Genomic DNA, 11997 nt, shown 5'->3' with positions numbered 1-11997 from the left:
TGAGACATGGCATTAACCCCGGTTAAATCAGCTCCACCCAACGTCAACTCCGTACTTCAATCCAATCCGGGCGATCGCGTTTCCTCGGGCAAAGGCGAAATTGCGCCCGTTGTTGCCATACTGACCCGCCAACTCCCGCTGCCACAGGCCCAACAGCTTGCCGGGCAAACCGCTTTGGTGCGTGTGGTGAAAGGCGGGCCTGGCAATGAAGCTGAACTTGAGTTTGCGGGCCAGAATATTCAGGTTAAATTGCCCCCTGGGCGACAGCTCACGGCGGGCGAAATGGTCACAGTCGCCTTTGCACTGTCCGGCAAAGGCGATGATTTGTCCGCAGGTGGTGCCAGCGGCGGTAAAAAGATAGCCGATGCCCGCAACCTGCTCACCACGCTTCCAGTCAGTGTCGACGATGGCGAGGCACAGGATTCTCCCAGTTTCGTGGACCGGCTTTCGGGCACCGCACGGCTGATTGGACTTCTTGAGCGCTTGGGGCAAGGGGCACCCACGCAAGTTTCCACTTCGGTGATGACCAGCCTGAAGCAATTGAGCACCCAGTTTCAAACACAAACCAACCTGCCCGGCGTCTTGCTGACTGACCCCGACAATACAACGCCCAATACCCGCGCCGTGGCGCAAACCACACCTCAAAGCCAGGCACAGCAAACCCAGAATGTGAACACATTGAGCAACCTGAACAACAGCCTTGCTGGCGTGTTGGCCAAACAGGTTAGTGCAGCCGTGGAAAACAGCGGTTTGTTCTATGAATCGCACTTGCAGCAATGGGCCAATGGGCAACGCAGCACCGATCAAATTGCGAAAGAGCCCCAAGCCCGTTTCGGGCAAGAGCAGGTGATTTCCGAGAAAGGTTTGAACCCCGCTGCAGTTGAACAATCGGTGAAACTGGTGACCGCTCAACTGGCTGCGCTGGACAACAACCGCATTTCATTGGCGCTCAGTGGCCTGTTGGGCCACCCGGTGCAAATCGACATCGAACCCGATCAGGAAGAACCCTCCGAACAGGACAAGCAAAACAATGAAGAAGCCGCACGCCCCTGGGTTGCACGCCTGAAACTGGACATGGCTCATTTGGGTGAACTGAATGTTCGAGTGCGCATGGTAGGTTCACAATGTGATGTACAAATTACCGGACCGGCGCGCAGCAAACAAGCCATCGACCCGCATTGGCAAAGCTTTCGGCAAGCCATGGATGACAAGGGATTGAAGCTGGTTCATGGCCAGTTCATGGTGCCCACGGGGTTTGAAATTGGCGAATAAACTAAGCCCCCAACAAGCCGTAGCTCTGGCTTACCTTGAACACTCTGGCGCGCCAAAGGTAGTGGCCAAAGGTCAAGGCTTGATTGCCGAACAAATCATCCAGAAAGCCAAGGAGTCTGGGGTGTTTGTTCATGAAAGCCGCGAGCTGGTCTCGTTGCTGATGAATGTCGACCTGGACCAACAAATTCCACCTGGCCTGTATCAGGCGATTGCGGAATTGCTGGCCTGGGTGTATCAAATAGAAAACAAAGAATTCAGTACAGAGGGGAAGTCATGAGTCACAACACAAGTATTGCGCCTGAACGCGATCAAAAGCTGCTTGAGGAATTCAGTTTGAGTGCAGTGCCCACCCTGCGCAAACTACTCACCACCATCGATGAGGACGAGCACGAACTTTACGTTTATCTGCAATCTGATCACACCCAATTTGTCACCGAAATACTGAGCATCGATTGGAGCAGTGGCTTGATGTGGCTGGGCACGCCCTATGAAAAAGCGTTGAGCAGCAATTGCAATGCCTCAACATCCTATGTAATGGTGAGCTTTCCCGATGGCGTCAAAGTGCAGTTTGCGGGTGTGGGTATTTTGCAAAGCCAATACCAAGGGGCCGATGCCTTGCGCATTGCCATACCCAAAACCATTGTTCGCCTGCAACGGCGAAATTACTTCCGGGTTATGGCCGATGAGGAATTGAACTCGCAGGTCAAACTTGAAATTCCCTCAGTGAGTAGCCCGATCAGCCTGATCGACATCAGCCTTGCGGGTTGCGGTTTGTCGTTGCAAACATCACCCAGCCTTCATCAGGCTGGAGAAATCATTCCGGACGTTCGCCTGACCTTGCCCGACGGCGAAGGCAGCATGTTGGTCGAATTGGTGGTGCGAAATATCAAACCCATGGCAGATCACCCTGAAATGGTTCAACTTGGGTGCGAGATGAAAACCCTGGAGCGGGGTTCTGAACGCCGCCTGCAGCGCTTTTTGCTGGCCACAGAACGCAGACAACGCGCCAATCTGCACTCAATAGACTAAGGCAAGCACAATTTCAGCGGCGCTTGCTGCCACCCAGCAAAGAACCGAGAATGCCGCGCATTAACTCGCGACCCACTTGTGAGCCGATGCTGCGTGCCGCGCTTTTTGCCATGGTTTCTGCAACACTTTGGCGTTTGCGCCCACCTGCTCCGCTGGTGCCAAACAACATATCGCCCAAGCCACTCAAAGTGCTTTTTTCCTCAGCGGTTTGAGTGCCTTTTGCAGCAGGTGTTTCTGCAGCATCCTGCGCAGCCATCGCCTGCTCGGTGCGCGCCTTCAACATTTCGAATGCCGATTCACGGTCTACGGTTTTTTCGTACACACCCGCAACCAATGAATTCGCAATCAATTCCTTGCATTGCTCGGGACTGGCCGGGCCAAACTTGCTGGCAGGTGGATACACCCAGGCGCGACATGTGGGGCTTGGCGTGCCTTTGGGATCAAGAAAACTGACCAAGGCTTCACCCACACCCAACTCAGTAATGGCAGCTTCAATGTCCAAACCAGCATTTGGGCGCATGGTTTCAGCCGCCACTTTCACCGCTTTCTGGTCGCGCGGGGTGAAGGCCCGCAAGGCATGCTGAACGCGATTACCGAGCTGCCCCAACACCGAATCAGGAACATCCAGCGGATTCTGGGTTACGAAATAAACACCCACACCTTTGGAACGAATCAGGCGAACCACCAGCTCGACTTTTTCAATCAGGGGTTTGGGTGCATCAGTAAACAGCAAGTGCGCCTCATCAAAGAAAAACACCATTTTGGGTTTCTCGACATCGCCTACTTCGGGAAGATTCTCAAACAGTTCAGACAACAACCACAACAGGAAGGTGGCATACAACTTTGGCGAATTCATCAGCTGGTTGGCCGCCAGAATGTTGATGATGCCCTTGCCGTTTGAGTCAGTTTGCATCAGGTCATCCATGTTCAACATGGGCTCACCGAAAAACTTGTCAGCCCCCTGCCCCTCCAGAGCCAGCAGGCCACGCTGAATGGCGCCCACCGAAGCCGAAGAAATATTGCCGTACTCGGTGGTGAACTGCTTGGCGTTTTCACCCACGTACTGCAACATGGCGCGCAGGTCTTTCAAATCCAGCAACAGCATGCCGTTGTCGTCCGCAATTTTAAACACCAGGTTCAACACGCCTTCTTGCGTGTCGTTCAAACCCAGCAAACGGCCCAACAACAAAGGGCCCATATCGGAGATGGTGGCACGCACCGGGTGGCCTTGTTCACCAAACACATCCCACAAAGTCACCGGGCTGCCTGCAAATTCCGGCACAGGAATGCCAGTCATTTTCAGACGCTCTTCAAATTTCGGAGAAGTTTTCCCGGGCTGGGAAATACCGGTCAAGTCGCCTTTCACATCGGCCATGAACACGGGCGTGCCCATTCGTGAAAAAGCTTCAGCCAATACCTGCAAAGTGACAGTCTTACCCGTGCCGGTTGCGCCTGTGATCAAACCATGCCGGTTCGCCAACTGAGGCAACATAAAGAGGTCGGTTGCGGTTTCGGCTCGGTTGTCTCGGGCAATCGGGAAAGGTGCAATCATGGGCTGGGCTCCAGTTCTTCAATGGGGTCAATGAACTGGATTGTGCCACAGCCTGTCTGGAATTCAGAACGACTTCAAAACATTACACAGGCATGTTCATGATGTCGTTGTAGGCCTGAAGAATTTTGTTTCGGGCCTGAACCACCGCTGTAAATTGCAGCGACGAAGTATTCATGGCGATCACGGTTTCCTCAACCGAGGCAGTGGGGTCATCCATCTGCAAACGCTTGCCCAGGTCAGCAGCCTTGTCAGCCGACAGGCTCGCGCTTTCCAAAGCCTTGGCAATCGCATCGGCAAACGAGGCCTGGTCAAGTGCCTGTGGCTTGCTGGTCAGCGACGGGCTTTTGATGGCATCCGTTACCGCACTGCTTAACAGGCCACTCACGGCCCCCATTTTGTCGATCATGAAACACTCCAACGCGGAATTTTTGTTTATACCCTCTCTTTGTACAGGCAAGCGGGGCAAGCCATTGCCACAAACAAGGGGTAAAACCCCCCTTATTTTTTAAACACCACCCTCAAGTTTTTGAAATAGGTGCCGTTAAGGCCCCCTTTTTATTGAATTGCTTGCGCACCCCAGCACGCACAATGCATGGGTAGAACAATATTCAACCCACATGCAGGTATTCCATGGCAGAAGTTCTTAGCAGCCCCGAAGTGATCGGCCCGGTTGGCAACAACCCGATCACCAATATGCAGCAACGTTTCGCAAAACTGCCCCAGAAAAACAAAATGGGTATCCTGATCGGCGTGCCATTGCTGATCGCGGTGGTCGCCTCTCTGCTGATGTGGGCCAACCAGACCAGTTACCGCGTGCTGTTCAGCGGCCTGAACGACCAGGACGGTGGAGCCATTGTTGAAGCACTGACCCAGATGAAAGTGCCTTATGAATTCAATACCGCTGGCACCGCGATTCTAGTGCCCTCGGAGAAGGTGTACGACACACGGCTGGCCCTTGCCAGCCAAGGCCTACCAAAAGGCAGTGTGAGCGGCTTTGAAGCCATGGACAACCAGAAGCTGGGCATTACCCAATTTCAGGAACAAGTGAATTATCAGCGTGCACTGGAAGGTGAGCTGGTTCGCTCCATTCAATCCATTTCAGCGGTGCAAAGCGCCCGTGTGCATTTGGCCATTCCCAAGCCATCCATTTTTATCCGTGAAAAGCAAACGCCCAGCGCATCCATTGTGCTGAACCTGTTTGGTAGCCGCACACTGTCTGAGCCTCAAATCAACGGCATCGTGCATTTGGTGGCCTCCAGCCTGCCCGGCATGAACCCGGAAGACGTCAGCATTGTTGACCAATCTGGTCGCCTGCTCACAGGCAAGACACAACTGGAAAGCGGCCTGAACCCCACGCAGCTGGCCTACACCAACCAGATTGAACAAAGCCTGACCAGCCGCATTGTTGATATTCTCAGCCCCGTGTTCGGCAGCGAAAACGTCCGTGCCACCGTAACCGCCAACATGGATTACTCCACGTCTGAGCGCACCGATGAAATTTACAAACCCAATGGTGATGCAACACAAGCCACCATTCGAAGCCAACAAATCAGCGAGTCCAACGACGGCAGCAGCAATGCCAACCCGCAAGGCGTACCAGGTGTCATGGCCAACACTCCACCGGGAGAGGCAGCGGCCAACATTGGCCAAAACCCGCAACAGGCCTTGGCCAACGGCGCAAACGGTGGCAACAATACACCGACACAAACCAACAGCAGCACCCGCAAAGACTCCACCGTCAATTATGAAGTGGACAAATCGGTGCAGTACACCAAATCACAAGTGGGCAAAATTGAACGCTTGTCCGCCGCTGTGGTGGTGAATTACAAAACAATCACCGATCCGAAAGGTGAAACACGTCAGGTGCCCCTGACACCCGAGGAAATCACCCAACTGGACAGCCTGGTGAAGCAAGCGATTGGTTTTGACGAACAACGCGGTGACGCCGTGAATGTGGTGAACCAGGCCTTCACCAAAGTGGAAGAAGAAACCATCCCCATGTGGGCCCAGCAGGAAACCATGGACCTGGCGAAATCACTGGGTATGCCAATTGGCGTTGCACTGATCGCCGCCATTCTGGTGTTTGGTGTACTGCGCCCCATGATGAAACCAGCCGAAGTCGATTTGTTCGACGAAGGACCTGAACTGCTGCCCGGGCAACGCATGCCACTTCTGGCCAACCAGGTGGGTGGCGACAACGACGCAGAGTTGCTTGAGCAACTTCAACGCGAAGGCACCCTGCCCGGCATGAATCGCCAGGAAAAAATGGAAAAACTGCGCCAATTGGCCAAAGAACACCCACAGATTGTGGCGAGCATCGTAAAAAACTGGGTCAACGGCGAAACACAGAACGGCTAAGGCCTGCCTGACAAAGCACCACGAGGAATCAACACCATGGCAGAAAGCGAACTTGGCATTCAAAAAGGCGCAATCCTGATGCTTAGCTTGGGCGAAGAAGAGGCCGCAGAAGTATTCAAATACCTAGGCCCCAAAGAAGTCCAAAAGCTGGGTCAACAAATGTCGAAAACCAAAGACGTGCCCATCGACCGCATCGAAGAAATTGCAGGCGAAGTGGTTCAAATTGCGCAAAGCCAAAGTGCTTTGGGCCTTGATTCAGATGCCTACATTCGAAGTGTGCTGACACGTGCACTGGGTGAAGACAAGGCTGGTTTTCTGCTGGACCGTATTTTGCAGGGCAGCGACACCTCTGGCATTGAAGGCCTGAAGTGGATGGACCCGGGTACTGTGGCTGAATTGATTAAAAATGAACACCCGCAAATTATTGCCACCATTCTGGTTCACCTGGAACGCGACTTTGCCGCAGCAATTCTAAACCTTTTTGTAGAGCGCCTTCGCAGCGACGTGGTGCTGCGAATAGCCACGATTGATGGCATTCAACCGAATGCCTTGCTTGAATTGAATGATGTGCTGTCCAAAGTGCTGGCCGGTGGCGACAAACTGAAGAAAACCACCCTGGGTGGAGTGCGTGCTGCTGCTGAAATCTTGAACTTCGTGGGTACCACTTCAGAGAAAAACGTGCTGGACACCATTCGCGAATACGACAACGAACTCAGCCAGCGTATTCAGGATGAAATGTTCACCTTTGACAACCTGCTCGACATCGACGACCGCGGCATGCAGAGCATTTTGCGCGATGTACAAACCGATCTGCTGGTCATCGCGCTGAAAGGTGCGGACGAAGCGATTCGCGAAAAGGTGTTCAAAAACATGTCAAGCCGCGCGGCAGAAGCCCTGCGCGACGATCTGGAAAGTCGTGGTCCGGTTCGCCTGTCCGAAGTGGAAGCGGCGCAGAAGGATGTACTGAAAGTAGCCAGAAAACTGGCCGATGCCGGCGAAGTAGTGCTGGGTGGAGGCGGTGAAGATGCGTTCGTCTAACCGAATTATTCGCGGACTGGATGCCGCGGAATTGCCGAACTGGTCGGTTGAGCTGATTGGCTCGCGCTATGAAAACCCGGTCGACCGAATGATGGCGGAAATCAACCGGCATCAAGCGGAAAGCAGCACCCCACCACCTGCCCCCACCGCAGAGGAACTGCGTTTGAAAGAATGGGAGCAGGCACTGGCCCGGCGCGAGAAACAGCTGGAAGAACTTGAAAAAGACACCCTGAAACAGGCTGAGGAACGTGGCCAGCAGCTGGGCTATGAAGCGGGCTGGAATGCCGCACACAACGAACGTGTGGTGTTGGTGCAAGCTGCCAGCACCATGGAAGCGGAATTCGAACGCTTTAAAAGCGAGTTGTCAGAAAAACTGCTTGACCTGGCTGTGTTGGTCAGCAAAAAAGTGATTGGCGACACCCTTGCCCTTCATCCTGAACAGGCCGCCGAATTGTTGAACCAGGTTTTGGAAAGCATGCAGTTGCACAGCAAAGCGGTCACCCTGCGTGCACACCCCAACACCATTCGCGTGCTTGAAGCCCAGTTTGGCGATCAGCAAATGCTGGGGAATCTGCGCATGATCGAAGACCAGAAACAACTGCAAGGTGGTTTTTTGCTACAGCACCCGGAGGGCGAAGTGGACGCAACACTTCAAACCCGCTGGCTGCGGGCCATTGAAGCCCTGGGCCGCAATAACCCATTAAGCCCAGAGGACACCGAGTAAATGGCTGACCTGCTGGATTGGATTGACGAATGCAAATTTCTGGTTGAACACAGCCAGCCCCAAGTGGCCACGGGCAAACTGACCCGCGTGGCCGGTTTGGTGATGGAAGCCGTGGGCTTGAAACTGCCGGTGGGCAGTGTGTGCACTGTGGTGCAAAAAGGAGCTCCACCTTTGGAAGCCGAAGTGGTGGGCTTTAATGGCGACAAGCTGTTTTTGATGCCCGCCACCGATGTGCACGGCATGACACCCGGCGCAAAAGTGATTGCACAAGAGCCCCCACCCATCGCACCCAAGCTGGGTGTGAAGGCCCACCCCTGGCGCAGGCCCGAGGACAAAACCAAACACCTCCCCGTGGGCGACAGCCTGCTGGGCCGAGTAGTAGACAGCAATGGCCGCCCACTGGACACCCTGGGTGAACTGAAATTTGAAAAACGCAGCCCCTTGGCGGCACGCCCTATCAACCCGCTTGAACGCGAACCCATCACCGAACCAATGGATGTGGGCGTGCGTGCAATCAATGCATTGCTCACCGTGGGCCGAGGCCAACGAATCGGCTTAATGGCCGGCTCCGGTGTGGGTAAATCCGTGTTGCTGGGCATGATGGCCCGCTACACCAAAGCCGACCGTGTGGTGGTTGGCCTGATCGGCGAACGTGGCCGCGAAGTGAAAGAATTCATTGAGCAGATTCTGGGTGAAGAAGGCCTGAAACGCAGCGTGGTGATTGCTGCCCCCGCCGACGTCAGCCCCCTGCTTCGCATGCAAGGCGCAGCCTACACCCAGATTGTGGCCGAGCATTTTCGTGACCAGGGGCACAACGTGCTGATGATCATGGATTCGCTGACCCGCTATGCCATGGCACAACGTGAAATCGCCTTGGCGATTGGCGAACCCCCTGCCACCAAAGGCTACCCGCCCAGCGTGTTTGCCAAACTGCCCACGCTCGTTGAACGGGCTGGCAATGGCCGAAAAGGGGGCGGTTCAATTACTGCGTTTTATACCGTACTTACTGAAGGCGATGACCAGCAAGACCCTATCGCTGATTCGGCTCGCGCCATTCTGGATGGCCACATTGTACTTTCTCGACAACTGGCTGAAAGCGGTCACTACCCTGCCATTGACATTGAACAATCCATTTCACGGGCCATGCACAACATTGTGCCTGCAGGCCACCTGAATGCAGCCCGTGGCCTGAAGGCCGCCTTCTCAAAGGTGCAGCGCAACCGTGACCTGATCACCGTGGGCGCTTACTCTCCGGGGGCAGATCCACAATTGGACCATTCTTTGGCCCTTTATCCAAAGATTGAAAACCTGCTGCAACAGTCAATGTTAGAGAGTGCAAGTTTCGATGAAGCGCTCGCAGGCCTTCAATCGCTATTTCCGAACGAATTTAAAAACGACAAACACTAAACCGCTTGGATGCCCATGAGCAATGTGCTGCAAATCCTGATTGAACAGGCCAGCGAAAAGGCCGACAACCTGGCCAGAGGCATGGCCAACACCCAGCAAAAACTGGTTCAAGGCCAGGACAAATTGAACATGCTGCAAACCTACCGCGACGAATGCGAGGGCGGCATGCACAACAAGGCAAGCACCGGCATGACAGGGCAACAACTGCGCAACCAGTTGGCCTTTGTCGGCAAAATTGCCCAAGCGATCGAACAACAAAGCCGCGAAATTGAATTTCTGAACACCACGCTGGCCCACCAGCGCACGCAATGGCAAGAGGCACTGGCCGAGCAGCGCAAATTTGAAGCCTTGGTGGAACGTGAAAAACTCAAACAGGCCAAACTTGAAAACAAGCGCGACCAAAAAATGAACGATGAATTTGCCGCACGCATTTACCGGGTTCACACCGCTGGGGAGCCCTCATGAACACGAGTACCCAAGCCATGAACAATGTCAACAAAGTGCAAACCCCTGCGGCGGGCAACAAGCCCAAGCAAGGTCAGCAAGAGTCTCAATTGAATTTTACTGAGCTGTTCAGTTCAGCATTGGGCCAATCGGCACCTACAGCCCAGCTCAACAGCATTGAAAGCCAATTGCGGGAAAGTTTGTACCAACAGAGCAAACCCAAAAAGAACAACGAAAGCACGGCCAACGCCGAGGCCGCCCAGGCAGCCCAAGCGGCTGTGTGGGCGCAGCGCAACTGGATGCAAACTGCACCGGTGCAGCAAGCCACACCAGTTGCTGCAAACGAAGTGATTAAAGATACCAAAGATACCGAAGCTGCAAAACAGGCTGTTGCACCTGACAACACGGCACCCACTGATTCAGCCAACGCATCAACAAGCAGCGAGAACAGCCAGGCAAATGCTCGTGGCGCGCAGCAAACACCAGAAAAAAACGCAGACAACGATACAGAACAGACCGCGAAAGTGGCATTGCCTGGCAACACCACAAACCCGGCAAACAGCGGTACGGCGCTGGATACAAAACCCACCACCACTGAGTTGGCATTGAACAGTGCCGCCGATGGGGAGCCCGTGGCGCAGGTGATTAATCCAACAAAACCAGAACAAACTACCGGCAATGAACTGGCTGGTGCAGACAAAGCACGGCCTGACCTTAAAACCACCGCCCAGTTGAAAGCTGACGCCACAATTGCCAACAGCACGGTTCAAATGCGTGCTGATACTGCCCAAGGCAATGGTCCTGGCAATGTGGGCAATGCCGTACAGGTGCAACTGAACCAGCAATTGAACCAGCAAGTGGCCCCACAAATAACGCAGCAAATCGTTCAGCAGGCGCAAGCCATGGGTGAGGGTTTTGGAGAAGAAGGTTTGAAAGTTGGCCAGAAAATTCTGGCTGCGGGCAACCTGCAATCAACTGGCACGGCCACAGGCATCACCGCAGGCACCAACGGCCTGACTGGCACAGCAGGCAGTGCGCAACAGGCCCTGATCAAAACACCGGTCAGTCAACCCGGCTTTGCCAAAGAACTTGGACAGACCGTGCAATGGGCCATCGGCAAAAACCTGTCCACAGTCGACATTCGAGTGAACCCGGAAAGTTTTGGTCCCATGAACATGCGTCTGGTGCAAAAAGGCCAGCAAGTTCAGTTGGTCATTCGAACACAAGACGAAGCCTCGGCCAACCTGTTGACCCAAGCTCTTGGCGGATTGAAAGAAGTACTGGCCCAGAATGGCCTGCAATTGAACCAAGTGCAAATTCAGCACGGCAACGCCCCCACACCACAAGGCCAGGCCAACAACGGCCAGGCTCAGTTTGATCAAAACCGGAACCAGGGCCAGGGCAATGGACAGCACGCAGCTGGCGGTGACAATTCCCAGACAGAATCGGGCACACCCACCAACACCACCACCGCCAGAACTCCAGAGGGCAAGCTCGACCTGTTTGCCTGACCCACTCAGGCCTGACGAATGAATTGGGTCCAAACAACACGGCTTTTCGGGGGTTTGCTCAGAAACCTTTCAGACACAATAGAGTTTGAAAGTGACACACAACAGCAATTGAACTTACGGAGTCAAGCATGGCCAGAGTCGCCCCGGCACCCGCTGCAGCAGCCCCAGAAGCAGCAGCGCCCGAAAAAGGATCCAAGAAAAAACTGATCCTGATTCTTGCAATCGTATTGACCGTTCTGGCAGCAGGCGGCGCAGCAGCTTTTTTCATGCTGGGCAACGCAAGTGGTGAAGGCGCTGCAGAGGAAACTGTAGAAGAGCCGGTCGGCCCACCCACATTCGTGGTCATGGACCAGTTTGTTGTCAACCTGGCTGAACCAGACACCACCCGTTACCTGCAAATTGGCATTACCTACGAGGTCAGCGGTCCGGCACAAGCTGAAGAAATCAAAAACTTCACACCCGTGATTCGCAGCCGCATCTTGTTGGTACTGTCGGGCAAGAACGTGGGCAACCTCACCTCGATTGAAGGCAAACAACAGTTGATGGATGAACTGGTGGACCTGGCTCGCGTCACCATCAAAGGCGATCCGAAAGACCCCACGCGTGGCATTCGCGACGTGCATTTTTCCAGCTTTGTGATTCAGTAACAGGACGCGCTGCAC

Annotated in this window: 12 protein-coding genes; 10 read left to right on the top strand and 2 right to left on the bottom strand. The window is 54.3% G+C overall.

Annotated elements, in window-relative coordinates:
- The first annotated feature begins 6 nt into the window (after window positions 1-6).
- The 3 genes from fliK to HKT17_RS04765 are packed head-to-tail and all read left to right on the top strand — an operon-like array spanning window position 7 to window position 2301.
- On the top strand, window positions 7-1272 hold the full coding sequence (fliK, locus tag HKT17_RS04775; RefSeq protein WP_171098249.1) for a flagellar hook-length control protein FliK: 1266 nt from the start codon (window positions 7-9) through the stop codon (window positions 1270-1272).
- Window positions 1262-1549: an EscU/YscU/HrcU family type III secretion system export apparatus switch protein gene (locus HKT17_RS04770; RefSeq protein WP_008252515.1), complete on the top strand. Its 288-nt coding sequence runs from the start codon at window positions 1262-1264 to the stop codon at window positions 1547-1549. Before fliK ends, HKT17_RS04770 begins: the two co-directional genes overlap by 11 nt.
- Window positions 1546-2301 carry a flagellar brake protein gene (locus HKT17_RS04765; RefSeq protein WP_171098247.1) on the top strand — a complete coding sequence of 252 codons (756 nt, stop codon included), beginning with the start codon at window positions 1546-1548 and terminating at the stop codon, window positions 2299-2301. Before HKT17_RS04770 ends, HKT17_RS04765 begins: the two co-directional genes overlap by 4 nt.
- Window positions 2302-2314: 13 nt before the next feature.
- Here HKT17_RS04765 and HKT17_RS04760 read toward each other — a convergent pair whose 3' ends face one another.
- Both HKT17_RS04760 and fliE read right to left on the bottom strand, forming a co-directional pair.
- Window positions 2315-3853, bottom strand: a complete 1539-nt coding sequence (locus tag HKT17_RS04760; RefSeq protein ID WP_171098245.1) for a helicase HerA-like domain-containing protein — start codon at window positions 3851-3853, stop codon at window positions 2315-2317.
- An 82-nt stretch (window positions 3854-3935) separates the two neighbouring features.
- Entirely contained in the window at window positions 3936-4259 is a 324-nt protein-coding gene (gene fliE, locus HKT17_RS04755) for a flagellar hook-basal body complex protein FliE (protein WP_008252509.1), read from the bottom strand.
- A 224-nt stretch (window positions 4260-4483) separates the two neighbouring features.
- Between fliE and fliF the strand changes: the two genes are divergently transcribed.
- The 7 genes from fliF to HKT17_RS04720 all read left to right on the top strand — a co-directional run bounded on the left by fliF (window position 4484) and on the right by HKT17_RS04720 (window position 11982).
- Window positions 4484-6211 (top strand): flagellar basal-body MS-ring/collar protein FliF, encoded by a 1728-nt coding sequence (gene fliF, locus HKT17_RS04750; RefSeq protein ID WP_171098243.1) that lies wholly within the window; start codon window positions 4484-4486, stop codon window positions 6209-6211.
- Between the two features lie 36 nt (window positions 6212-6247).
- The gene (gene fliG / locus HKT17_RS04745; protein ID WP_171098241.1) at window positions 6248-7249 is read left to right on the top strand and encodes a flagellar motor switch protein FliG; all 1002 of its coding nucleotides are present in this window, start codon (window positions 6248-6250) and stop codon (window positions 7247-7249) included.
- Entirely contained in the window at window positions 7236-7973 is a 738-nt protein-coding gene (locus tag HKT17_RS04740) for a FliH/SctL family protein (RefSeq protein ID WP_171098239.1), read from the top strand. The genes fliG and HKT17_RS04740 overlap by 14 nt, the downstream gene beginning before the upstream one ends.
- Window positions 7974-9380, top strand: coding sequence for a flagellar protein export ATPase FliI (fliI, locus tag HKT17_RS04735; RefSeq protein ID WP_171098237.1), 1407 nt, complete (start codon window positions 7974-7976; stop codon window positions 9378-9380).
- Window positions 9381-9395: 15 nt separating this feature from the next.
- The gene (gene fliJ, locus HKT17_RS04730) at window positions 9396-9845 is read left to right on the top strand and encodes a flagellar export protein FliJ (protein WP_171098235.1); all 450 of its coding nucleotides are present in this window, start codon (window positions 9396-9398) and stop codon (window positions 9843-9845) included.
- A complete protein-coding gene (locus HKT17_RS04725; protein ID WP_171098233.1) occupies window positions 9842-11335 on the top strand; it encodes a flagellar hook-length control protein FliK in 1494 nt (497 codons plus the stop codon). Before fliJ ends, HKT17_RS04725 begins: the two co-directional genes overlap by 4 nt.
- 128 nt (window positions 11336-11463) lie before the next feature.
- Window positions 11464-11982 (top strand): flagellar basal body-associated FliL family protein, encoded by a 519-nt coding sequence (locus HKT17_RS04720; RefSeq protein ID WP_171098231.1) that lies wholly within the window; start codon window positions 11464-11466, stop codon window positions 11980-11982.
- Window positions 11983-11997: the final 15 nt, after the last annotated feature.

Origin of the sequence: Limnobacter sp. SAORIC-580 (genome assembly GCF_013004065.1) — a bacterium.
GTDB classification, from domain to species: Bacteria; Pseudomonadota; Gammaproteobacteria; order Burkholderiales; family Burkholderiaceae_B; genus Limnobacter; species Limnobacter profundi.
Note: the sequence above shows the minus strand (reverse complement) of the source record. Positions and strands in the feature narration are given on the sequence as shown.